Consider the following 23348-nt stretch of genomic DNA (forward strand, 5'->3'; position numbering starts at 1 on the left):
AAGCGCGGCACTTGGGGTCTATGTTGAAGGTATGAACAGGGTAGCGAGCCAGCACTTTGGAGAAATCGAGCTCAACCACGGCAGGGATCACAACATCGCCGCCCAACATGAGCTGGGTGGCCAGGTACTCGAACTCGACCTGAACATCAACGCACACGACCACTTTGACGAAGCGGCCATGCACAAGGTGGACTACCGGCTGCGGTTCCTCCCCGAGCTGGTGGATGAGGTACGGCAGATGATCGCCGACGAACTGGAGCAGGAAGGCACCAGCCCCCAGGAATACCTTCACTTCCACTGCAGCGCCCTCAAGGACGAGCACCTGCAGAAAGTCTTCGGCGTGGAGGAACGCAGCCAGCTCACCAACGACGTCTTCCTCAAAGCCCTCAAACTCGGCCACGTGGGCATCTTCCCCGGCCAGCCGGAGCGCTACTTTGTCATGGACTTCACCCTGGGCTCACACTTCACGGACGAGGTCCTGGTGGTAGCCGCCGACGAAGACGGCGTGGTGGACGACGAAATCCTCTGGGAGTCCTGAACCCTTAACGCACGACGGCGGCCGGTCACCTTTCGGTGACCGGCCGCCGTACATTCCGGTGATCGAGCTTGTCGAGATCCAGGTTTCGCTCCCCAACCGCCCCCTAGCCTCGCAAGCTCGGGCCAGGGAACCCCGCGGTCGTGGCCCCGGCTCAACCACCGGTAACCAGGTGTTACTTCGCGGACTCCAGCAGGCCGGCGCGGACCGTCTTGGTGGCCTTGACCAGGTTGCGCAGGGACTCTTCGGTCTCGGCGTAGCCGCGGGTCTTCAGGCCGCAGTCCGGGTTGACCCAGAGCTGGCGTGACGGGACGTGCTTGACGGCGGTGGCCAGGAGTTCAGTGACCTCGGCTTCGCCCGGAACACGCGGCGAGTGGATGTCGTAGACGCCCGGGCCAACGCCGCGGCCGAAGCCGTGGGACTCGAGGTCGTGGACTACCTCCATGCGGGACCGTGCCGCTTCGATGGACGTGACGTCTGCGTCGAGGCCGTCAATGGCGTCGATGATCACGCCGAACTCCGAGTAGCAGAGGTGGGTGTGGATCTGCGTGGCGTCGGCCGCACCGGCGGTGGCCAGGCGGAAGGAGTCCACTGACCACTTCAGGTAGGTGGCGTGGTCTGCCTTGCGCAGCGGCAGGAGCTCGCGCAGCGCGGGCTCGTCCACCTGGATGACCTTGATACCGGCAGCCTCGAGGTCCGCGATTTCGTCGCGGAGGGCCAGGCCAACCTGGTTGGCGGTCTCGCCCAGTGGCTGGTCATCGCGGACGAAGGACCAGGCCAGGATGGTGACCGGACCGGTGAGCATGCCCTTCATCGGCTTGCTGGTCAGCGACTGGGCGTACTCGGCCCAGGCCACCGTGATGGGGGCGCTGCGGGTGACGTCGCCCCAGAGGATGGACGGGCGGGTGCAGCGTGAGCCGTAGGACTGGACCCAGCCGTGGACCGTGACGTCGAAGCCTTCGAGGTTCTCGGCGAAGTACTGGACCATGTCGTTGCGCTCAGGCTCGCCGTGCACCAGGACGTCGTAGCCGAGCGCTTCCTGCAGCTCAACAACGCGCTTGATCTCGTCCTTCATGAGCTGCTCGTACTGCTCGTTGGTGAGGGCGCCCTTGTTGTTGCGGGCTCGCGCCGAGCGGATCTCGGACGTCTGCGGGAAGGAGCCGATGGTGGTGGTGGGCAGCGGCGGGAGGTGCAGGGCCTCTTCCTGGGCGGCTTCCCGGACTGCGTAGGCGGAGCGGCTGAAGTCCGCTGCGGTCAGGGCCTCGGTGCGGGCCCGGACGTCGTCGCGGCGGACGCCTTCGGCGATGGCGCGGGCGGCGATGACGGCGGATGCCTCGTCGATGGCAGCCTTGGCGGAGGCCGGGTCGGCCAGGTAGGACGCGAGGGTCTTGACTTCCACGGCCTTCTGGTCGGCGAACGCGAGCCAGCTGCGCAGCTCCTCGGAGAGCTGGCCTTCTTCGCTGACGTCGTGCGGGACGTGCTGGGTGGAGGTGGAGGTGCTGACGGCGATCCGGCCGGCGGCAGCCTTCAGTTCGTCCAGCTTGGCGGCGGCGACGGCCAGGTCGTTGCGCCAGATGTTGTGGCCGTCCACGACGCCGGCAACCAGGGTCTTGTTGCCGAGGCCGGCCAGGGCCGCTGCGGACGGGACCGCGCCCTTGAAGGCGTCGATGTGCAGGGCGTCGATGTTGGTGGCGGCAAGTGTGCCCAGCTGGCCGTCCAGGGCGCCGTACGGGGTGGAGACAAGGATCTGCGGGCGCTTGGCCGCACCGGCGAGGACTTCGTAAGCGCGGGCAACGGCTGCTTCGATTTCGGCGGCCGGGGTGTCCTGGTCAACAACCAGGGCGGGCTCGTCCAGCTGGATCCAGCTGGCGCCTGCGGCGGCGAGCTTCTCGAGCAGCTGCACGTAGACCGGCAGGACGTCTTCGAGGCGGGACAGCGGAGCGAAGCCTGCCGGGGCTTCATCCGAAGCCTTGGAGAGCAGCAAGTAGGTGACCGGGCCAACGATGTACGGGCGGGTCTCGATGCCGTTGGCCAGGGCGAACTCGAATTCCTCAACGATGCGGTTGGAGGCGAGGGTGAACTCGGTCTCCGGGCCAATCTCCGGAACGAGGTAGTGGTAGTTCGTGTCGAACCACTTGGTCATTTCCAGCGGCTGCTGGTCCTTGTTGCCACGGGCCAGGGTGAAGTAGCCGTCGATGTCGAGCTGGCCTTCGGCGTTGAGGAGCTTGCCGAAGCGGGCCGGGACAGCGCCGAGGTGGGCGGTGGCGTCCAGGACCTGGTCGTAGTAGGAGAACGTGCCCGGAACAGCGGCGGATTCGGTGAGGCCCAGTTCCTGCAGGCGCTTGGCGATGGTCAGCTGGATGCCCTTGGCGGCGGCGTCCAGGGCATCAGCGTCGATCTTGCCGGCCCAGTAGGCTTCGATGGCCTTTTTGAGCTCGCGGCGGCGGCCGATGCGCGGGTAGCCGAGGAGTGACGCGGCCGGGAACGGAGTGGCGGGGGTGTTCTGTTCAGTCATGGGAGATTCCTTGAGTGTTAGTGGAAACTGTGAATGGTCTGGCGGATGTTGGAAGGTCAGCTGGCGAGTTGGCGCCGGAGGGTGGCGCTGCGGCGGCCAACTGAACGGGACTGGCGCGGAAGTGCCAGTTTGTCCAGCACCTCCAGCGCACTCTGGTGTTCGTTGAAGGTGTAGATGTGGATGCCCGGCGCTCCGGCCTCGAGGGCCGCGTTGGCCAGGTCCACCGTGGCCCGGACACCGATCCGGAGGCGTTCAGAGTCACTGTCCGCGGCGGCGAGGCGGGCCAGGAGTTCCGGTGCCGGTTCAACGCCGGTCAGTTCGCCGAGCCGTGTGACCCGGCGCAGGCTGGTGAGCGGCATCACGCCCGGGATGATGGGGATGGTGACCCCGGCCCGGCGTGCGCGGCTGATGAGGTTCGCGTACTGCTCGGTATGGAAGAAGACCTGGGTGATGGCAAAGTCGGCGCCGGAGCGCTGCTTGGCGAGTAGCACCTCGACGTCGTGGGCTTCACTGGGTGATTCCGGGTGCCGGGTGGGGTACGCGGCGACGCCCACGGCGATCTTGCCTGCACACAGCAGGGCCGACCGCCGCTGTTCAACCCGCCGGATGAGTTCGATCAGGTCCTGCGCATACCGCAGTGACCCTGCGGCGAGCGGTGCACCGTCCTTGGGCTGGTCGCCCCGGAGGGCCAGGATGCCCCGGACGCCGGTGTCCAGGAGGTCGCCGATGATCTCCGCCAGTTCCTCCGGCGTGTTGCCCACGCAGGTGAGGTGGGCGAGGGGCCGGAGCGTGGTTTCCAGGAGGAGCCTGTTGATGAGTTCGACGGCGGTGTCCCGGTTCGAGCCACTGGCACCGTAAGTGACGGAGACATAGTCCGGCTCGGTGGTTTCCAGTTCCCGGATGGTGGTCCAGAGCGACTCGGCCGCGGCCGGCGAGCGGGGCGGGAAGAGCTCGTACGAGAGCGCCACGGGGGCAGTCTCGGTGAGGTTCGGATGCGTTTCAATAAGGCTTGGCGGTGACATTTGCGTCCTTGGCTTTGGGCCATTGCCGGCTACCGGTCAGCAAATGTGACGGTGAAGCCGGGAATGAATTTGAGTTTGGGAACACGGAAAACTCCACAGGGACGCAGCCGCGACTGTTACGCCTGTAATGAAGTTGTCCGTGAGCAAATGTCAGGCCCACATGGGGGCACCCACACCCTCCACAATCGGAGGATCGCTGACACGTTACCTCGGTAACTTGTATAGAACTCTAGGAGCCCGCGGAGCACCCTTCAAGTCCACTGCCGAATTAAGACGCAGCTTTACGGCGTGTTTCGCATTGGTGCAGAATTTTGTTCGCCATATTGGTCAACGGATTCATCGGGGCATACTGCAGACCCGCCGCTGCCTTGGCCTGTTACCAGGGCCGGTCAACGCCCGGCCCGAAGCCATCGTCCCGGAGGTACTCGTCCCGCTCCTGCCCGGAATTCCGCTCGCTTTGGGCTTCCCTGGCGCTGTCCCTGAGCTGCTCAAGCTGGCTCTGCTGGCCCGGATCGGCCGGCGGATCTTTCTCGCCGGGCTGCCCGGACGGTTGCGGCGTGGTGTTGTCCAAACCCGCTGGCTCGGCCTTCTGCCGGAGGCGCTCCCCCGCCTGTTCCAGTTGCTCCCCCGCGCCGGCGTCAAAACAGCCCTCCGGAGCAGCCTCCACCACGGCTACGCCCTCGGCGAAGAGCCGGGCCGCCGCCGTCGGATCTTCTGCTTTGGTCTCGGCGTCACCGAGGCGTTCGATGGTGAGCGCCAGGTTGACCCGGATGACGCACTCTTCGGCCTTCCCTGCCAGGGACAGTGCCTCCTCGAAGCGCTGGCGGGCAGCAGCGAAGTCCCCGGCAAGGAACAGGCCGTCACCCTCGGCGAAGGGCGCCTTGTACGGTTCGATGAAATTGGCGGTCCTCAGTCCGCCCGCAGCATCCGTTACACCACCGGAGTCCACGGTTGCGAAGGACCGGGCAGCAGTGTCGGCGAGGATGCCCACGCTGAGCAGCTTGGCTGACAGGCAGAAGACCAGGAGTGCGGGCAGCGCAGACCACCACAACAGCCGACGGCGGCGCTCCCGCCGGTCCCGTGAGGTCACCGGCGGTGCCGGTTCCTGGGGTGCCGGTTCCTGGGGTGCCGGTTCCTGGGGTGCCGGTTCCTGGGGTGCCGGCGTGGGCGTTGGCCGCATCATCTTCGAACTCCCGCTCCGGGCCGGAGCTGCCGATATTGGCGCAGCACCAGGAAAGTTTCGCGGAGAGCCAGCAGGAACGCCCCGGCGGCGAGGAGCCAGTACAGCTCCGTCCGCCCGGCGACGCCAGCATCCGTCGGTGCCCATTGGAAGTCCCCTGGATCAGCGGCCTGCATCATCGGCGCCACCGGGTCACCGGCCGAACGGTGGAGATAGGGCACCCCCAGCTGACCGGCAATCCCTTGCAGGCGGCCTTCGTCGATGACCGATATAGCATCCTTGCCGGTTCCGGACGACCGGTCCTGGATGTAGCCTGCGCCGGCGTCCTGCCCCGAACCCTGCCCCGTGTTTTCCTTCATCCGGCCGCCGTCCGCCGTGCCGTAGCCGAGCACCGCGCCGCCGTCCACCAGGCCGCCGTCGAGCCTGATCGCCGCCGGCGCCTTGGCGCTGGTCTGTTCCCCGTCGCCCAGGTAGTAGACCAGGCGCGGCCGTTCGGGATGGCTGTCCCGCGCGGCGCGCAGCCGCTCCGCCAGCAAGGTTCCAGCAGCGGTGACGCTGCTGCCCTTCGAAAATGCCGTGACCTGCGGCTGCAGGACGGACACGCTGGTGTCCAGGGCGGTGGTGTCGGTGGTGAGGGGCATCCGGACGATGGCGTTGCTGTCGAACGTCAGGAGCGAAAAGCGGGCACCGGCCAGTTCACCGGCGATGGCCATGATGTCCTGCCGCACCCCGTCCAGCCGGGGCGAGCCGTCGCCGTAGTCTTCGGCAGCGATGCTGCTGCTGGTGTCCACCACGAAGAATACGTTGACATCCGCCGCCGCGGCTTGGGAACTCCCGCCGGGGACACCCGGTCGGAGCGCCGCAGTCAGGAGCAGCAGCACCAGGGCAATTCTGAACAGCCAGTCGCGGCGTGTACCGGCAGAGAGCACCCTCGACGCTTGGACGAGACGCCAGACCAGAAACAGCACGGTCGCAGCGATGAGCGGGGCCATAACCCACCAGGGCAGGATCGGTTGCAGAGTCATGGCCGGAGCCTCCACGATGCGCCCGCCAGAACCAGGCCGGACAGGAATGCCAGCGTGAGCGGCAGCTCAGGCCGGTCCGAGACCACGGCCCGGGGTGCACCCTTCATGGCCGTGGCTTCGGTTTCCTGCACGGAATGGACGATGTCCACCACGGCATCCGGGCTGTCCAGTTGGTGGTACGCCCCACCGCTGGCTTCGGCCGCTGTGCGCAACCTGGCTCCGGGCTGGCCTGGGCCGGGTCCGTAGTCAAAGTCGCCGGGGTTCAGGGCGTAAATGCGCACATCGCGCTCCTTGGCCAGGGCGGCCGCCTGTTCCAGGGTGAAGATGGGATCGCCGGACAGGTAGTTGTCCGTTGCCAGGACGATGGACCGCGAGCGCCGCTGACCGGCGTCAGGAGTGCCGGTCTCCGCCCTGCGTGCATCCGCGGCGCCGGTGTCCGGGAACCCGTTGACGCAGGATGCCAGGCCATCGCCGATCAGTGACGATCCGCGGCCGTTCCAGGTGCCGTCCAGGAACCCCGCGCTGCCGGGGCTTCCCTCGAACGCGTCTTGGGCCAGCCGGAGTTGTTCCTGGACATACCCGTAGTCGTCGGTGAGGGGGAAGACCTGGACGGCGCTGCTGTCGAAGACGGTGAGGCCGATCCGTTCGCCGTCGAACTCCTTCGCCAGTTCGGCAAACACCTGCACCACAGCCGCGTCGGCGCTGCTCATCGAGCCCGACGTGTCCAGGCACAGCATGATGTCCCGGTTGCGCTGTTCCGGCTGGATGGTGGTCAGCTCCACCGGACGCGCCGCCGCGGTCACCGCGGAGACCAGCAGGGTTGCGGCCGCGAGCGCGGCCACCGCCAGCCAGCGGCGGTGCCGCCGGAGGGCGGCCTGGTATTCGGGCAGCGCGGTGAGGCGGTCCGCATTGGCCACCGGCCGCCGTCGAGCGTTTGCGTGGCGGTCCGGGCGGAAGGCGCGCCATCCGGCCAGGGCCGCGATGACCAGCGCCGGCGGGATCAGCCACCAGAACATCAGTTCCATTGCCGCACCGCCTGGCGGGCAGTCGCGGCCGATTCCGCGACCGGCGGCAGCGGTTCCAGGCCGAACTCGCCCGGGTAGATCTTGCGGACGGCCTCGGCCACTGGGGGCAGCGGGTGCCCGTGCAGCTCCGCAAGGGTCATCCTGGGGGCGTCGATGCCGGTGACGTCGCGGGCGAACCGGCGGACCAGCAGGCTCAGTTCCTGGTGCGACTCCCGTGCGGTCAGCAGCCCGGCGGCGGCGTTGGCTGTGACGGCGTCGATCTTTTGCAGGTAGGCCACCTTGAGGCCTGCAAGGTCCGACGGCGGCGCGAACCGGGGCGCCTGCTCCGGCACCTTCGGTTTGCGCGTGCTCAGGAAAACGAACGCGTACCAGCCCAGGACCGCTGCCAGTAGGGCGAGCCCGGTCCACAGCCACGCCTGGCTGTACTGGAGGGGTCCGTAGATGCCCGGGTCAGCCGGCACGCCGGTGCCTTTCCAGGAGGGCGAAGAGTTCCGTGATGACCGCGCTGCTGCCGGCCACGTGGCCTTGGGTGATGCCGGCGCGGCGGAGCATTGCCTGCCGGGCGGCGTCCCGCTCCCCTGCTGCCGTGGCATAGGCCGCCGCGATTGCCGGGGATGCTGCCAGGTGCGCCGGCAGCACGGAGGCGTCTGCCACGCTGAAGGCGTCCTGGCCGGTAAGGCCTTCCCCGGCCAAGTCAGCGTCCCGGATGGTGAGCCAAAGGACCTCATGCTGGGCACGGAGCCGGCGGAGCAGCTGTTCGGTGTCGGGGCCGGCGGCATGTTCGTCGGACACCACAAACAGCAGGAACCGGCCCTTGACGTTGCGGGCCACGTATTCCAGCTGGCCCTCGATCCTGCTCGGGCCTGAGTCCAGGGAGGTGGATGCGTCAACCTCGCGCAGGAGCCGTTCCAGATGCGGCTCACCGGCTTTGGCCGGGATGGAGCGAGTCCCGTTGCGATCGCCGCAGACCAGGCCCACAACGTCGCCGTGCCGATGCGCCAGGTAACCCACCACACCGAATGCCATCACGGCGATGTCCTTCTTGGTTTCGCCGTCGCGGGACTCGGCAGCCATGCCCCGTCCTGTATCGGCAATCAGCAGGACGGTCTGGCGCCGTACGGCGACATACCGTTTGATGAGCGGCGATCCGAACCGGGCGGAAGCCTTCCAGTCGATGTCGCGGACATCGTCCCCGGGGATATAGGCGCGCAGGTCATCAAAGTCGAGGCTGCGGCCGCGGAAGACGGAACCGTATTCGCCGTCGAGCATGCCGCGGGCTTTCCGGTGGGCGAAGATGGCCATCTTCGACTTCACGCGTTGCAGGAGGCTGGTCACCACAGCCTCAGGGAGTCTGGACGGAGGCTACGACCGCATCGATGATCGTCTCCACCGGCACCTGCTCCGCAACGGCGTCGAACCCCAGGATGAGGCGGTGCCGCAGCACACGGTGAGCGAGGGACTTCACGTCCTCCGGGATCACATGGTCCCTGCCGTTGAGCAGTGCCACTGCCCGGGCGGCCTGGCTGAAGGCAATGCTGGCGCGCGGGCTGGCGCCGAATTCGATGAAGCCGGCGAGGCGCTGGTCGATGTACTGCCCGGCGTTCCGGGTGACGAACACCAGGCCCACGATGTAGTTGATGATGGCCGGGTCGATGTAGATCCGCTTCACCAGCTCCTGCACGCCGATGACGGCGTCCAACGAGGCCGCGGCCGCCGGCTTCTGCTCGGCGCTGAAGACCCCGGCATCGATCCGGCGGATGATTTCCGTTTCCTCGGCCGGCGTGGGGTAGTCCAGCACGTCCTTGAGCATAAAGCGGTCCATCTGCGCCTCCGGCAGCTGGTACGTGCCTTCCTGCTCGATGGGGTTCTGGGTGGCCAGCACCATAAACGGGGACGGCAGCCGGTACTCCACTCCCCCGATGGAGGTCTGCCGCTCCTGCATGGCCTCCAGCATGGCGCTCTGGGTCTTGGCGCTGGAGCGGTTGATCTCGTCAAGCAGGACGATGTTGGCGTGCACCGGCCCCAGCTGCGTGATGAAGGTGCCCTTGGCGGCGTCGTAGATCTGCGTGCCCACGATGTCGCTGGGAAGCAGGTCCGGGGTGCACTGGATCCGGCGGAACTCCGCGCTCACGGCTTCGGCCACGGTTTGGGCGGCGGTGGTCTTCGCCAGCCCCGGAACGCTTTCGAGCAGGATGTGCCCACCGGTCATCAGGCCCACCAGCAGGGATTCACGCAGCCGAGCCTGGCCCACTACCTTGGCATCGAAACTCCGGGAAATGTTCGCCACCACCTGCTGTGCCCGGGCCAGTTCCGCCGGGTCGATTCGTGCGGGCGCACTGGTCTGAAGCAATGGATTTCCCCCTGATGGCTGGTGGTCTACGGATGTTAGCCCGGGTGTGCTGCCGCGCGGCTGCACTCCGTCCGCCATCCTATCCAAGCCACCTCCCGGTCCGGCCGCAATGGGGACCCCTCCCCATCGCGGGTCGGCAGGTTTATCCTGTTGGAATGAGTGAGCTTCCAGCCAGTTACAAAGAGTTTCTCGCCGACAAGAGCGAGAGGTTTATCCTTGCCGTCAAGCCTGTCCTGCAGCAGTCCGCTGCCGACAAGTCCCATGGTGTCCGGGTTACTTACAACGCGGGTCCCACCGGCCACCAGGCCCACCTCGATGACAGTATCCCCTTCGGAGTGGTGGTCGAGGACATCGACTGACGGCTCGGCCCGCATCGCTAGCCCCGGGCCGCGCTCAGCCCTTCACTGCACCCGAGAGCGCGAAGGAACTCCCCGCGCCCTTGGCCACAATGACGTAGAGGGCCAGCACCGGGACTGAATACAGGATGGAGAAGGCGGCCAGCTGGCCGTACGCCACTGCGCCGTGCTGTCCGAAGAAGCTGAAGATCGACACCGCCGCTGGCTGCCGGGCTTCGGACAGGAGCAGGACGAACGGGACGAAGAAGTTCCCCCAGGCCTGGATGAACACAAAAATGAACACCACGCCCAGCCCCTGCCGCATCAGGGGCAGGACGATGGTCCGCAGCGCCGTCAATCCTGACGCACCGTCCACCCAGGCGGCTTCCTCCAACGACACCGGGACCGCGTCCATAAAGTTCTTCGTCATCCAGATGGCCATGGGCAACGTGGTGGTGGCCATGAAAAAGATCGTGGCGGGCATCGAATCCAGCAGTTGAAGCTGCACAAACAACCCATACACCGGCACCATGATGGCCGTGATGGGAAGGCAGGTTCCAAACAGGACGGTGTACATAAACGGCTTGTTGAACCTGGACTGGTAGCGGGACAGCGGGTAGGCGGCCAGGACTGCTGCCACGAGGTTCACGGCGGCCGTGCCGGCGGACATCACCATGCTGTTCCAAAGCGGCTGGAACAGCAGCCCCGGCGTCATGATGGCGGCAAAGTTTTCCAGGGAGACCCTACCGGGGAGCCTTGCCTCATGCCCGGCGGAGGCATCAAGGGACGCAAACACCAGCCAGAGCAGCGGCAGGACAAAGCAGGCGCCGATCAGGACCAGGGACACGTCCGCCGGCATCCGGGCACGCTGCCGGGCGCGGGAAACTGCGCCCGTCCCGGACCGGAGCTGCCCCCGGGCGGTCCCCGCCGTCGTCGTCATGGTTTCCCCTCCCGCAGGAGCCGGACGTAGGCGGCACCGAACACCACGCCAATGAGGATCAGCACCGACGCCACCGCGGTGCCGTAGCCGATGTCGCCGAACTTGAAGGCCTCCAGGTACGCCATCACCGGCAGCGTGGTGCTGGCGTTGGCGGGACCGCCCGCTGTCATGACCCAGATGAGGGTGAACACCGCCAGCGTCTGCAGAGTGATAAGCATGAGGTTGGTGGCGATGCTGCCCCGGATCATGGGGATGGTGATGAAGGCCAGCCGCTGCCAGCCACCCGCACCGTCCATCAGCGCGGCCTCCGTGACCTCGCCGGGGATGTCATTGAGCGCGGCGCGGTACACCAGCATGGAGAACGCCGTGCCACGCCAGATGTTGGCAAGCAGGATGGCAACCATCGGGAACGAATACAGCCAGTCTGTCTGTCCGAACCCCAGCCCGCCCAGCAACTGGTTCAGGGTCCCGTCCCGGCTGAAATAAGCGTAGGCGGCGAAGGCGGCGACGATCTCGGGCAGCACCCATGCAGCCACCACCGCGGTTCCGACGACGGCAGCCACCGGGCGGAGGGACCGCAGCATCAGCACCGCGAGGGTGAGCCCCAGCAGGTTCTGGCCCAGGATGGCAGAGCCGCCCACGAACAGGACAGTCAGGCCCAGCGAGAGCGGCAGCACCGGATCGGACAGGAGCCTGGCGTAGTTGTCGAACCCGATCCAGCCGGGACTGCGGGCATTGCGGCCGGTCAGGGCTGCATTGGTGAATGACGCGTGGAAGGCCCACAGCACGGGACCGGCCAAAAACACGAGCAGGAGAACCACGGCCGGGAGTACGGGGAGCAGCCGTGCCTGGCGCCGGAGTCCGGAGTAACGCCGCCGGTGGCCGGACCGGTCACGCCTGAGGGAAACCGCCACAGGCTACTTGGCGACGGTCTTGGCCTCACCCACGATGCCCTTCACCGCCGTGTCATAGTCGGCGGCTGCCTGCTCCGGGGATTTCGCCCCGGTGATCACGGCTTCCGTGGCCTCCTGGACGGCCGCCGAAATCCGGGGATAGTCGGCCGTGGCTGGCCGGTAGTGCGTGACGGCCACAAGCTCGGACACGTCCTTCACAAACGGGTTGGCCGCCTGGTAGCCGGCGTCGGCGGCGACGTCCTTCCGCACGGCGATCTGGGAGCTGGCGATGTTGAAGGCCAGGGAGTTTTTTTGGTTCAGGGCCGTGGCGAGGAACTCAAACGCGAGGTCGGGGCTTTTGGTCTCCGCCCCTACCGCCAGGGTCCAGCCGCCGGACATGCTGACGCCGCCGGGTGCCTGGCCGTTCTGGGTGGGGAAGGCCGTGACGCCCATGTCCTGCCCGTACTCGGCCCATTCGTAGCTGCCGCCCTTCTGCCAGAACGACGGCGTGTAGGAACCTTCCACGGTTGCGCCCATCTTGCCCTGCGGCAGCCATTCGCCGAAGACCTTCTTCCACACATTCGCGTCGAGGGCCTCCGCCGGGGAGACGGCCAGTTTTTCGTCGTAGAGGGTCTTGAGGAACGCCAACGAGTCGGTGAACCCCGGGGAACCGACCACCCACTTTTTGGCGTCGGCATCGTAGAGTTCGGATTCCGTTCCGTAGAGCAGTTCGTAGAAGCTCTGCATCACGGTGCCTTCGCCGGTGGCCTTGCCGGCGTACATGTTGAACGGCACAACGGTGGGATCACTGGCCTTGATTTTCCGGGCGGTGTCCAGGATGTCCTCCCAGGTGCGGGGCTCCCACGGGACGCTGACGCCCGCGGCGGTGAGTACCTTATTGTTGTACCAGATAGCGCGGGTGTCGGTGCCCAGCGGGACCGCGTACGTGCCGCCGTCGTCCCCCAGGCCGGCCGCCTTAGCGCCGTCATCGAAGGTGTCCCAGTCCTTCCACCCGTCCAGGTGGCTGTCGAGCTTCAGTAGGTACCCGGCGTCGACGTCGGAACGCACCTTGAAGGTGTCCTCATAGAAGACGTCCGGGGCGGTGGAGGGCGAACGGAGAGCGAGGGCAAGCTTGGTGCCGTAGTCGTCGTCGTTCGCCTGGATAGGCTCCAGGGCAACCGTGACGCCCTGGTTGGCGGCCTCAAACTCCTGCTTGGCCGACTGGAAGAGCGTGTCCAGGGCAGTGAAGGAATCCGTCTTTTGATAGACCACCTTCAGCGTTTTGGTCTCCGCTTCGGGGACGGCAGGGGAACACGCCGTCAGCACAAAGCCCGCTGCAGCGATGAGTGAGGTGATTTTGAGGGCCCGGCGCATTGGTGCTCCATTCAGTCAATGGCTGCCGTCCCCTGTATATGCGGGCCCCAGCCGCGGCGATATCCACATGCTAGATGGGGCTCCTGCCACTGGCAAGGAGGCCCCGGTCAGACGTCCGGTTCAGACTTCCAGGAGAAGCCGCTGCGCCCGGGGCGCCAGTGTATGCTCCAGGACCAGACAGGCAGCTCCGATGGCGCCCACGTCCTCACCGACTCCCGTGCCGACAACTTCGATGGTGTGGATCAGGCGGGCCGCGCTGTTGGCGTCCACCAGGGCCGGGATCTTCTCCAGGTAGCGGTCGGCGATCCGGCTCCAGAAGGGCCCGCCGAACACAACCCGCTCCACATCCAGCGTGTTAGTGACCACGGAGACGGCCCGGGCCACCAGCACGGCTGACTTGTCGATGATCGCCATGGCCTTGGCGTCGCCGGCATCGGCAAGGTCGCACAGCTGGGAGAAGCTCTGCTGCACTTCGGCTCCGCTGGTGTGCTTTCCGGACCCGTCCAGGATTCCGGCGGCAACGGCCTCCGCCACGAGCACCTGCGGGATGGCTGAGGACTTCACGCAGCCGCGCAGTCCGCAGTCGCAGACCGGGCCATCGGGGTCCACCACGATGTGGCCGATCTCGCCGGCGTTTCCTGACGTTCCACGGACCACCTCATCGTTGAGGACGATGCCGCAGCCGATACCGGTGCCCATGTACATAAAGATGAAACTGCCCGAGCCGCTGGGCCCCCCGGCCCATGTCTCGGCGACGGCGGCGCTGGTGACGTCCTTATCCACCAGGACGGAATAGCCGGTGGCCTTGGCCAGGGCGTCCCGAAGCTCCACGCGGTCCCAGCCCGGCAGCAGCGGCGGGTCCACCACGGTGCCGTTGTCCAGGTCGATGGGTCCCGGAGCGGCCAGGCCCAGGCCGGCGATCCGGCTGGTGTCCACGCCGGACTCGGCAACCAACTGTTCGATCTCGGTGGCCATGGTGGACATGACGGCGGCAGGATCATTCCCGCCGGGTGTTCTAATCCGTGAATGCTGTACAACGGCGCCCACAAGATCGAGGACCACGAACGTGGTGACGGCGGGGTCCAGGTGGACGCCGATGGCATACATGCCGCCCGGGTTGAGGCGAAGCATGGTGCGCGGCTTGCCGGGGCCGCTGCCTTCTTTGCCGGCTTCGACGATCAGGTGCTGGTCCAGCAGGCGGCGGGAGATGTTGGAGATGGTCTGCGGCGAAAGGCCCACAATCTGGGCGAGCTCCACGCGGCTGAGCCCCCCGGATGACCGGCGGATGGCATCCAGGATGACCGTGAGGTTGAAGTCCCCCATGCGCGGAAGATTGGTCCCGCGCCGTGGCGCCGAGGACTGGCGGATTTCTGGCACGGTCTCCCCTAGGTTTTCGGCCGCGTATTCATGATGATGTCTGAATCGTACGTTACCTCCTGATCAACGCCCAGAGCCGGAGGTGGGGCCGCGCCGCGGCCGGGGGCGCCACCTTGCCGTGCTGGCACGCCTATGGCCGCCTGGTGCTGACCGCCACCGTGAACTTTGGATTGCCGCCCCTCACAGTGGTGGGACCCACCAGCCGCTCCAGCGCCGGGAGGTACTGCAGGTGCCGGTTGAAGACCGTCCACAGCTCACCGCCCGGAGCCAGGACCCTCGCTGCCGCCTCGAACAGTTTGATGCCCGCTCCGGCATGAACACTGGCGCCCAGGTGGAAGGGCGGATTCAGCAGGACCAGCTCGGCGCTTCCGGCAGGGAGGGTGCTCATGGCGTCATCCTGGAGGGCCGTAATCCGTTCCTCGAGGCCGTTGGCCTGCGCCGTAGCGCGGGCGGAAGCGACGGCGGCTGCGGACCGGTCCGTGGCCGTGACCCGTGACGCCGGGTTCTGGCGGGCGTACATGGCGGCGAGGATGCCGGTGCCACAGCCCAGATCGACGGCGTGCCCGGCCTGAGGCATCTCCGGCAGGAAGGTCAGGAGGAACCTGGTCCCGATATCCAGTTTCGCTCCAGCAAAGACGGCACCATGTGCGGCAACGTCCAGGTCCAGCTCGGCGAGGCGTTCGACGGCGGGACTCCACTCGTGCATCCCAGTTTGCCGGGCGCCGCTGGCCAGGATGATCCGGGACTTCTGCCGCGCCAGCTGCGGCTGGACCGTCTCGAAATAGCGTTCGAGGACAGCGTTCATTCCCAGGGACATGTGTTTGATCCGCCCGCCGGCGAGCAGCACCACATCAGGGGCGGCATAACGCGCCACGGCGGCTGCGATTTCTTCAAGCTCCGCCAGGGTCCGCGGGAGTTGAAGCAGCACCAGCTCCGCGCCGGACAGCAGCTCCTCCCCCAACGGAAATTGTTCGAACCCAGTGGCGCCAACGGCTCCGGGATCCGCCGCTGCGAGCCCCACAGCCGCAGCGTTGTTCCGCAGGGCGCGCTCCCCCGTGACGAGATCCTCGTGCACACGGACCCGGCGGACTCCCAGGGTGCCAAGTGCACCGAGGGTGAGAGCACCGAAGCGGTCGCCGATCACGGCCAGCCGGGTATCCGGTTCCGTCCGGGCTGCGGCAGCTTCCAGCAGGAGCCGGTCCGTGGCGTCCCAGGCCTGGAGGTTCGGGGCTTCGACATCCGGGTGGCGCCGGAGCGTGCCGAGGATGTCCTCAAGATTGTTCTGTGCCACTGGTTCCTGCCGTCTGGTCATGTACTGGTTGTTGATGCGGTTGGTGCAAGCGCGGGCAGTTTGAGGATGGCGGTGACGGCCGCCCGGCCCGCCCTGTTGGCGCCGATGGTGGACGACGACGGCCCGTACCCCACCAGATGGACACGCGGCTCGATTGCCACCTGGGTCCCTTCCATGGCGATGCCGCCGCCCGGTCCCCGGAGATGCAGCGGTGCCAGGTGTTCGAGCTCGGCACGGAATCCGGTGGCCCACAGAATGACGTCGGCACGGAGCAAGCTCCCATCGGTGAGCCGGACGCCGTCGGGCTCTATGGCGGTGAACATGGGACGACGGTCCAGCGCACCGCGTTGTGCTGCCGCCCTCAGCGAGGGCGTCCAGATGAGGCCGGTCACGGCCACCACGCTTTGCGGCGGCAGGCCCTGCCGCACGCGCTCCTCCACGAGGGCGACGGCGTTGTGGCCGGCCTGGGCGTCGAACGCGGCGTCACGCCAGTCCGGTTCCCGCCGGGTGAACCAGCTGGTGCTGGTCACCTGCGAGACCTCGTCCAGCAGCCCGACGGCGGAAATGCCGCCGCCCACCACGATGACGTGCATGCCGCGGAACTCCTCGGCGGAGACGTAATCGGCCACGTGCAGCTGCCGGCCCCGGAACGTGGCTCGGCCCGGGTAGATGGGCCAGAACGGCCGGGTCCACGTTCCGGTTGCGTTGATGACCGCCTTCGCTGACCAGTCGCCGGTGTCGGTGCTGATCCGCAGGAGTCCTGCCGGATCGGCGTCTTCCCTGGCAACCGAGGTGACCTTGACCGGGCGCAGGACCTCAATCCCGAGGTCCCGCTCGTAACCGGCGAAGTACCGGCTCAGGAACTCCGAGCTGGATTCCGTGGGATCCACGTCAGGCTTCGCGATGCCGGGAAGGTCACTAATGCCGTTGACCGTGGCCATGACGAGGCTCTTCCACCGGTGGCGCCAGGCGCCGCCCGGACCTTCCTCCGCGTCGAGGACCCTGTAGTCCAGCCCCCGGCGCTGCAGGTGGTAGGCGGCGGAGAGACCCGCCTGCCCCGCGCCGATGACCACAACGTCGGTGGTTCCGTAGTCCATGCTCTTGACCTGTTCCGGCTAGACCTTTTTCACCACGGAGGATTTGAGCTGCATCGGCCCCACGCCGTCCACTTTGCAGTCGATATCGTGATCGCCCACACCGTCCATGAGCCTGATCCCGCGGACCTTGGTGCCCACCTTGATGACACCGGAGCTGCCCTTGATTTTCAGGTCCTTGATCACCGTGACCGTGTCGCCGTCGGCGAGGATGTTGCCCACTGCATCCTTGATGACCCGCGGCCCGGCCTCTGCCGCCGCCTCCGCTGCCTCGGCGGACCACTCATGGCCGCATTCCGGGCAGACCAGGAGCGCACCCATCTCGTAGGTGTAAGCGCTGGAGCATTCGTGGCACGGAGGCAACATCTCATTCACTCCCCCATGATAATCGTGGCGCTGCGCTGACAGGCGCGCGCCGCCGTCGTACTGTTGGGCCTAGGCGGACGAAAGGCGAGGAGCATGACAACGGAAAAAGGGGCAGCGTCGCTGCTGGCAAACGCACTGGGCATCGTCCTGGGGACGTCGGAGATACCGCTGCGGCTGCGCGCGTGGGACGGTTCCGAGGCGGGGCCGCCTAACGCCCCGGTCGTAGAATTCAGGTCACGCCGCGCCCTGCGCCGGATCCTGTGGTCGCCGGGCCAGCTCGGGCTCAGCCGCGCCTACGTCGCCGGGGACATCGATGCCCCCGGCGACATCTTTGCGGCCTTCACGGCACTCAGCTCGGTGGGGAAGTTTTCCGAGCCCGGCCCCTTCCGGCCCCTGACTCCGCGTGAACTGGCCACGCTGGTGAGCACGGCCGTCCGGCTGGGCGCGCTGGGCCCCAACCCTGCTCCGCCGCCGGAGGAGGCCAAGGTCACGCGGAAGGGCCGGCTCCACACCCGGCAGCGCGACGCCGCGGCCATCTCGCACCATTACGACGTCGGCAACGACTTTTACGCCCTCGTGCTGGGACCGTCAATGGTCTACTCGTGCGCGGTGTGGGCGGATGGACCCGACCGCGGCGGAGCCCCTGCCGGCGGCACCCCTGCCGGCCGCGGCCTTCCGGCCGGACTGGATGACGCGCAGAAGGCCAAGCTGGACCTTGTCTGCCGGAAGCTTGGACTGAAGCCCGGGATGAGGGTACTGGACGTGGGGTGCGGCTGGGGCAGCTTCGCGTTGCACGCGGCGCAGCATTACGGCGTCACGGTGGTGGGGGTGACGCTCTCAACGGAACAGGCCGTGCTGGCGCGCAAACGTGCTGCCGACGCCGGATTGACCGAAAACATCGACATCCGGGTCCAGGATTACCGGGATATCTCCGACGGGCCGTTCGACGCCATCAGCTCCATCGGCATGTCCGAACATGTGGGCCGGGAACAGACACCCCACTATGTCGACGTGCTGCACGGCCTGCTCCGTCCCGGCGGCCGGCTGCTCAACCACGCCATCTCCTGGAACGCCGGCCCCACGAAGCCGGACCCGGATTCGTTCATTCCGCGCTATGTCTTTCCGGACGGCGAGATGATCAGCCTGGGCGAGATGGTCAGCGCGCTGGAATCCGGCGGGTTCGAGGTGTTGGACGTGGAGGCCCTGCGCCGGCACTATGCGCTGACCCTGCGGGCGTGGGTGCGCAGGCTCGAAGAGAACTGGGACGAAGCCGTCCGGCTCACCAGCCTGGGCCGGGCGCGGGTGTGGCGGCTGTACATGGCTTCCAGTGCCCTGGGCTTTGAAACCGGGATCACTGGCATCAACCAGATCCTGGTCCAGCGTGCCGGCGGGGACGGGCCGCCGCTGCGCCGGAGTGATTGGATCTAAGCGCTACCTACTAGGCGCCTACTTCTCCGGCTCCCTGTTTGGGCGACAAAAAATGAGCCACCCAACCGGGTGGCTCATTTTTGCGGACCTGTGTCCTGTTTGGTGGAGCTGAGGGGACTCGAACCCCTGACCCCCTGCATGCCATGCAGGTGCGCTACCAGCTGCGCCACAGCCCCAAACTTGTGCTCCTCCGCGGTTCAGACCGCCCGAAGCAACCTGATCAGCTTAATAGAAATCTGCGCGCTGCGCCAATCGGGAGGCGCATTTTCCTGCAACAAAAAAATCCGCCGGAATCTTTCGATTCCGGCGGATTATCCGGTGGAGCTGAGGGGACTCGAACCCCTGACCCCCTGCATGCCATGCAGGTGCGCTACCAGCTGCGCCACAGCCCCGGACCTTCGTTACTCTGCGGTTTCCCCGGAGCAACTCAAATATCTTAGACCAGCTTTTCCGAAAATTCCAAATCGGGCATATTCGGGCCGGCAAGGCCTTCTATTCGGAGTCGGAGGCCGCCGTCGCCTTGGCTGAAGTGTCTTCGCCGAGCTGCAGGTCAACTACCGGGCAATCCTTCCACAGGCGCTCCAGGGCGTAGAAAACTCGGTCTTCTTCATGCTGGACGTGGATGACGATGTCCGAGTAATCCAGCAGTACCCAGCGCCCGCCGGAGCGGCCTTCGCGGCGTACCGGACGGAGGTCCTGCTTGGAAAGTTCTTCTTCGATGCCGTCAACGATGGCGTTGACCTGGCGCTCGCTCGGCGCGGATGCGATGAGGAAGACGTCTGCCAGTGCCAGCCGTTCGCTGACATCGAGGGCCACGATGTCGTGGGCAATCTTGTCCGCGGCTGCCTTGGCGGCTTGGCGGGCAATGGCGATGGATGAATCTGTTGCAGTCATGGGACTCCTTATAGTTTTCTAAAGCTTCGTAAAAGGGCGTTGCCTGGTCAGCTGGAGATGCCGCTGACGATGAGGATGACGCCGGAAATAAGGGCCACGATCCCAAAAGCCAGGACGAGGACCTGCATAAGCCGCAGCCGTTTCGCGCGGGCCAGGCCTGCGGTTGCCGCATCCAGCGGCTCCAGCCCATGAGCTGACCGTGCCGGGATGCGCGGCAGGTCATCGAACAGATCGTCCGGCTCACCCACTGGCGTATCGGCCACGACGGGCTGGACGGGGACGACGCGCTTCGGTGCCGCGGCGGCCCTGGCAGCAGCTTCCGCACGGGCGATCACCCGGGAACGGCCCGAAGCGGCCGCCTGCGCAGAACCCGCGGCCGGCTCTTTGGACGTAGTGGACGGCTGGCGGCCCTTGCCGCCAGGCCGGACCTTAGGCCCGGCCTGGGTCGCCAGCGGCACGTAGGAGGTCGCCGGGGGTTTCATCACAGGACGGTCGACACCGGGTACCTGCACGAATTCCAGCGGCGTCACCATGGCCAGGTTGTCGGCGGTGGCCGGGCCCGTCTGGGGAACGGAGTGGGTGGCCGCGGCCTGCGGATTGGCAGCCTGCGTGGGTGCTGATACTGGCTGTGCAGGGGCGGCCTGCTCGGCCAGCTTCCGCTTGGCCATCGCCCGGCGGTTAAGCACCGCCGCGCGCTCGGCCAAGGCGATCTGTTCCGCAAGGATGTCCGGATCCACTGCTTCGGGGTCCAGCGAGGCGATGTGTTCCATCTTGGCCAGCTGGTTCTTGGCCTGCTCGGCAATAAGCGTGCGGGCTGCGAGTGCCTGCTCCACGCTCATGCCAGCCGGAACACCTGCACCGTTCGGCGGCGCGGCGGGCCCGGCCATTTCGGCGGATACACCACTGTCGTGACCCGGCTTGGACTGCCCCGGCTTGGGTTGGCTCGGCCCAGTTTGGCTCGGCGCAGTTTGGCTCGGCGCAGCTTGGCTTGGCAGGGGCTGCCCCATGGGAGCGGGAATGATGGGATTGGCCGAGGTGACGGCCTGTTCCTTGAGTTGCTGGAGCCGCAACTGCCTGCGGGTGGGAGGGCCGCCGGCGGAAAGCTGGCCCTCTTTCTCCTCGAGTTCCTTGATGGCACGCAGCGCCGCGCGGTCGCGGGCCCGGATCTGCGAGGACCGCTGCGCTTGGGACTGCTCGGGGACGGAATCCACCGCGGCGTCAGCCGCGCGCCGTTGTTTTGAGGCAGGCGAAACCTGGCCCGGGCCGTTGGACCCGGGAGCCGTGTTCTCATCTCTGGCCTGCCGCAGTTCGCGGCGGCTGCGGACGGGGGGCTTTTCCTGACTCATTGAGGACTCATTCAGTACTGGCTGGCTCGTCTGTTTCGGTAGTTCGGACGTCCTCGGGATCTGATCCCTCGGCGTACAGACCATATTTGGCGATGTATTGGACCACTCCGTCCGGCACGAGGTACCAGACGGGGTTGTTCCCGGCTACACGGACACGGCAGTCCGTGGACGAGATGGCCATGGCAGGCACCTCGAGGAGGCTGACGTCCTTGCGGCCCATGCCATCAAGCACATGTCCCGGCCGTGTCACACCGACAAAATGGGCCAGTGACCACAGCTCGTCGATGTCCTTCCAGGACAGAATCTGCGCCAGTGCATCCGCACCGGTAATGAAGAACAGATCCGCATCCGGACGTTGGGTCCGGAGATCCCGCAAGGTATCAATGGTATACGTGCGACCGGGCCGGTCAATATCCACCCTGCTGACGGTGAAGCGGGGGTTCGATGCCGTGGCGATCACCGTCATGAGGTAGCGGTGCTCAGGCTCACTGACCTGCTTGTGCGACTTTTGCCACGGCTGCCCGGTGGGGACAAAGACCACTTCATCCAGGCCGAACTTGGCGGCCACTTCGCTGGCTGCAACAAGGTGGCCGTGGTGGATGGGATCAAACGTCCCGCCCATCACGCCCAGCCGCAGCCGCCTTTGCGCACCGTCACGGTGCAGAACACGGGAAATTTCAGTGGCCTTGGCCGTGGTCGTGCTTGTTGGGGTGCTGGCGGTGCGGATCGGCGTGCTCATCCGTTACGGTGTGCCGGTTGCCCAGGTTCGAGTAGGAGAGCGTAACGAACATCATCACCAGCAGGATGGCGAAAATGGATACGCCGAACACCCACGGCTCAGCCCAGATCGGAGCGGGTGCGTGTTCTCCGCCTTCGGCAACGGTCATGGCGATCTGCTGGAGCAGCATTTTCTCCCCTAAGGTTCAAGGATGTGGCAGCGGATTGTCCCGCCGTTCCGGACTTCTGTCTATATTACCGCGTTGCTACCCGCGGACCTGGCCCTCGCCCTGCACGATCCACTTAGTGGTGGTGAGCTCAGTCAGTCCCATCGGGCCGCGGGCGTGCAGCTTCTGCGTGGAGATGCCAACCTCGGCACCGAGGCCCAGCTCGCCGCCGTCGGTAAACCGCGTGGACGCGTTGACGATGACCGCGGCAGAGTCAACCTCGGCGATGAACCGCTCCGCGTTGGCGAGGTCGTTGGTGAGGATCGCTTCGGTGTGGCCTGTGGACCAGGTCCGGATGTGCTTGACGGCGTCATCCAGGCTGTCCACCATGGCCACGGCGAGGTCCAGGTCCATGTACTCGGTTCCCCAATCCTCATCCGTTGCCGGCACCGACTCAACAGATGACGGCAGCGCCGCACGGATGCGCTCGTCGGCGTGGAGGGTGACCCCGGCGCCGCGCAGCGCGGCGGCGACGGCGGGCAGCACGGTGGACCGCGAATGGACCAGCAGTGTCTCCACGGTGTTGCAAACACTGGGCCGCTGGGTTTTGGCGTTCAGCAGGATCTCCACCGCCATGTCCTCGCTGGCGGATTCGTCGATGAAGATATGCACGTTGCCCTCGCCGGTCTCGATGACCGGCACGGCGGCGTTCAGCACCACGGACTGGATCAGGTCCCTGCCCCCGCGCGGAATCAGGACATCAACCCGGCCGCGGGCCCGCATCAGCGCATTCGCGCCTTCCCGCCCGTACTGGTCCACTGTCTGCACGGCATCGGCGGGAAGTCCCACGCCGTCCAGGGCTTCGCGGAGAACGTGGACCAAGGCGTCGTTAGTGGCTGCAGCGGCGGTGCCGCCGCGGAGGATAACGGCGTTGCCGCTCTTGAGCGCGAGACCGGCGATGTCAACGGTGACGTTGGGCCGGGCCTCGTAAATGGCTGCGACGACACCCATGGGCACGTTGATTTGGCGCAGGCGGAGACCGTTGGGCAGCGTCTGACCGCGGACCACGTTGCCCACCGGGTCGGGCAGGTTGGCCAGGTTCTCCAGGGCGTCAACGAGCCCGGTAATGCGGGCGTCAGTAAGCGTCAGCCGGTCCAGCATGGCCGCCGAGGTGCCGTTGGCCTTGCCGGCGGCAACATCCTTGGCGTTGGCGGCCAGGATCTGGTCCTTCCGCGCCAGCAGGGCAGCTCCGATGGCGCGCAGGCCACGGTCCTTCAATGCCCTGTTGGCACTCGCCATCCGGCGGGCCGCGTGCTTGGAACGGTCAGCGACGGCATGGACCGCCGCTTCGACGTCCTCGGCGGACAACGGAACGGCAGCTGATGCAAGCGCTTCCGGGGCAGCGGGAACAGCAGTGGTATCCCCGGAAATCGCAGCAGTGTTGTGAATCAGTGCCTCAGTCATGATCCAAGTT

The 23348-nt window shown here is 66.6% G+C and carries 23 protein-coding genes and 2 tRNA genes; 3 read left to right on the forward strand and 22 right to left on the reverse strand.

Features of this window, described 5'->3' with window-relative positions:
* Positions 1–31 precede the first annotated feature (31 nt).
* The gene (locus tag ACVWY0_RS10645; protein WP_485836670.1) at positions 32–538 is read left to right on the forward strand and encodes a DUF2004 domain-containing protein; all 507 of its coding nucleotides are present in this window, start codon (positions 32–34) and stop codon (positions 536–538) included.
* A 172-nt stretch (positions 539–710) separates the two neighbouring features.
* On the opposite strand, the gene metE is transcribed toward ACVWY0_RS10645, so the two are convergent.
* From metE to ACVWY0_RS10685, 8 genes are all read right to left on the reverse strand, one after another.
* Positions 711–3050 carry a 5-methyltetrahydropteroyltriglutamate--homocysteine S-methyltransferase gene (gene metE / locus ACVWY0_RS10650; protein ID WP_485836671.1) on the reverse strand — a complete coding sequence of 780 codons (2340 nt, stop codon included), beginning with the start codon at positions 3048–3050 and terminating at the stop codon, positions 711–713.
* A gap of 56 nt (positions 3051–3106) precedes the next feature.
* The gene (locus ACVWY0_RS10655) at positions 3107–4072 is read right to left on the reverse strand and encodes a methylenetetrahydrofolate reductase (RefSeq protein WP_485836672.1); all 966 of its coding nucleotides are present in this window, start codon (positions 4070–4072) and stop codon (positions 3107–3109) included.
* Between the two features lie 376 nt (positions 4073–4448).
* Positions 4449–5255, reverse strand: coding sequence for a hypothetical protein (locus ACVWY0_RS10660; RefSeq protein WP_485836673.1), 807 nt, complete (start codon positions 5253–5255; stop codon positions 4449–4451).
* The gene (locus ACVWY0_RS10665) at positions 5252–6277 is read right to left on the reverse strand and encodes a VWA domain-containing protein (RefSeq protein WP_485836674.1); all 1026 of its coding nucleotides are present in this window, start codon (positions 6275–6277) and stop codon (positions 5252–5254) included. The genes ACVWY0_RS10660 and ACVWY0_RS10665 overlap by 4 nt, the downstream gene beginning before the upstream one ends.
* Positions 6274–7302, reverse strand: a complete 1029-nt coding sequence (locus ACVWY0_RS10670) for a vWA domain-containing protein (RefSeq protein ID WP_485836675.1) — start codon at positions 7300–7302, stop codon at positions 6274–6276. The genes ACVWY0_RS10665 and ACVWY0_RS10670 overlap by 4 nt, the downstream gene beginning before the upstream one ends.
* Positions 7293–7763 (reverse strand): hypothetical protein, encoded by a 471-nt coding sequence (locus ACVWY0_RS10675; RefSeq protein ID WP_485836676.1) that lies wholly within the window; start codon positions 7761–7763, stop codon positions 7293–7295. The genes ACVWY0_RS10670 and ACVWY0_RS10675 overlap by 10 nt, the downstream gene beginning before the upstream one ends.
* Complete coding sequence (locus ACVWY0_RS10680) at positions 7753–8637, reverse strand: DUF58 domain-containing protein (RefSeq protein WP_485836677.1); 885 nt, start codon at positions 8635–8637, stop codon at positions 7753–7755. The genes ACVWY0_RS10675 and ACVWY0_RS10680 overlap by 11 nt, the downstream gene beginning before the upstream one ends.
* 7 nt (positions 8638–8644) lie before the next feature.
* On the reverse strand, positions 8645–9652 hold the full coding sequence (locus ACVWY0_RS10685; protein ID WP_485836678.1) for an AAA family ATPase: 1008 nt from the start codon (positions 9650–9652) through the stop codon (positions 8645–8647).
* 155 nt (positions 9653–9807) lie between these two features.
* On the opposite strand from ACVWY0_RS10685, the gene ACVWY0_RS10690 reads away from it, so the two are divergent.
* Positions 9808–10011, forward strand: coding sequence for a hypothetical protein (locus tag ACVWY0_RS10690; protein WP_056341538.1), 204 nt, complete (start codon positions 9808–9810; stop codon positions 10009–10011).
* 34 nt (positions 10012–10045) lie between these two features.
* On the opposite strand, the gene ACVWY0_RS10695 is transcribed toward ACVWY0_RS10690, so the two are convergent.
* The 7 genes from ACVWY0_RS10695 to ACVWY0_RS10725 form a co-directional block, all read right to left on the reverse strand.
* Positions 10046–10927 carry a carbohydrate ABC transporter permease gene (locus tag ACVWY0_RS10695; protein ID WP_485836679.1) on the reverse strand — a complete coding sequence of 294 codons (882 nt, stop codon included), beginning with the start codon at positions 10925–10927 and terminating at the stop codon, positions 10046–10048.
* On the reverse strand, positions 10924–11841 hold the full coding sequence (locus tag ACVWY0_RS10700) for a carbohydrate ABC transporter permease (protein WP_485836680.1): 918 nt from the start codon (positions 11839–11841) through the stop codon (positions 10924–10926). Before ACVWY0_RS10700 ends, ACVWY0_RS10695 begins: the two co-directional genes overlap by 4 nt.
* A gap of 3 nt (positions 11842–11844) precedes the next feature.
* Positions 11845–13194: an extracellular solute-binding protein gene (locus tag ACVWY0_RS10705; protein ID WP_485836681.1), complete on the reverse strand. Its 1350-nt coding sequence runs from the start codon at positions 13192–13194 to the stop codon at positions 11845–11847.
* A 120-nt stretch (positions 13195–13314) separates the two neighbouring features.
* A complete protein-coding gene (locus ACVWY0_RS10710; protein ID WP_485836711.1) occupies positions 13315–14517 on the reverse strand; it encodes an ROK family transcriptional regulator in 1203 nt (400 codons plus the stop codon).
* Between the two features lie 184 nt (positions 14518–14701).
* On the reverse strand, positions 14702–15883 hold the full coding sequence (locus tag ACVWY0_RS10715) for a class I SAM-dependent methyltransferase (RefSeq protein WP_485836682.1): 1182 nt from the start codon (positions 15881–15883) through the stop codon (positions 14702–14704).
* Positions 15880–16959, reverse strand: a complete 1080-nt coding sequence (locus tag ACVWY0_RS10720; RefSeq protein ID WP_485836683.1) for an FAD-dependent oxidoreductase — start codon at positions 16957–16959, stop codon at positions 15880–15882. The genes ACVWY0_RS10715 and ACVWY0_RS10720 overlap by 4 nt, the downstream gene beginning before the upstream one ends.
* Positions 16960–16977: 18 nt before the next feature.
* Entirely contained in the window at positions 16978–17331 is a 354-nt protein-coding gene (locus ACVWY0_RS10725; protein ID WP_485836684.1) for a zinc ribbon domain-containing protein YjdM, read from the reverse strand.
* 84 nt (positions 17332–17415) lie between these two features.
* Between ACVWY0_RS10725 and ACVWY0_RS10730 the strand changes: the two genes are divergently transcribed.
* On the forward strand, positions 17416–18750 hold the full coding sequence (locus tag ACVWY0_RS10730) for a class I SAM-dependent methyltransferase (protein ID WP_485836685.1): 1335 nt from the start codon (positions 17416–17418) through the stop codon (positions 18748–18750).
* 100 nt (positions 18751–18850) lie between these two features.
* Here the strand turns inward: ACVWY0_RS10730 and ACVWY0_RS10735 are convergent.
* From ACVWY0_RS10735 to ACVWY0_RS10765, 7 genes are all read right to left on the reverse strand, one after another.
* Positions 18851–18926 (reverse strand) — tRNA-Ala (locus ACVWY0_RS10735).
* A 143-nt stretch (positions 18927–19069) separates the two neighbouring features.
* A tRNA-Ala gene (locus ACVWY0_RS10740) sits at positions 19070–19142 on the reverse strand.
* A 100-nt stretch (positions 19143–19242) separates the two neighbouring features.
* Positions 19243–19644: a ribosome silencing factor gene (gene rsfS, locus ACVWY0_RS10745; protein WP_058932218.1), complete on the reverse strand. Its 402-nt coding sequence runs from the start codon at positions 19642–19644 to the stop codon at positions 19243–19245.
* Positions 19645–19691: 47 nt separating this feature from the next.
* Positions 19692–20990 (reverse strand): hypothetical protein, encoded by a 1299-nt coding sequence (locus ACVWY0_RS10750; RefSeq protein WP_485836686.1) that lies wholly within the window; start codon positions 20988–20990, stop codon positions 19692–19694.
* A gap of 7 nt (positions 20991–20997) precedes the next feature.
* Complete coding sequence (gene nadD, locus ACVWY0_RS10755) at positions 20998–21729, reverse strand: nicotinate-nucleotide adenylyltransferase (protein WP_256468649.1); 732 nt, start codon at positions 21727–21729, stop codon at positions 20998–21000.
* The gene (locus tag ACVWY0_RS10760) at positions 21668–21898 is read right to left on the reverse strand and encodes a hypothetical protein (protein WP_056340536.1); all 231 of its coding nucleotides are present in this window, start codon (positions 21896–21898) and stop codon (positions 21668–21670) included. Before ACVWY0_RS10760 ends, nadD begins: the two co-directional genes overlap by 62 nt.
* Positions 21899–21973: 75 nt before the next feature.
* On the reverse strand, positions 21974–23338 hold the full coding sequence (locus ACVWY0_RS10765) for a glutamate-5-semialdehyde dehydrogenase (RefSeq protein WP_485836687.1): 1365 nt from the start codon (positions 23336–23338) through the stop codon (positions 21974–21976).
* Positions 23339–23348: the final 10 nt, after the last annotated feature.

It is taken from the genome of Arthrobacter sp. UYNi723, assembly GCF_054057635.1.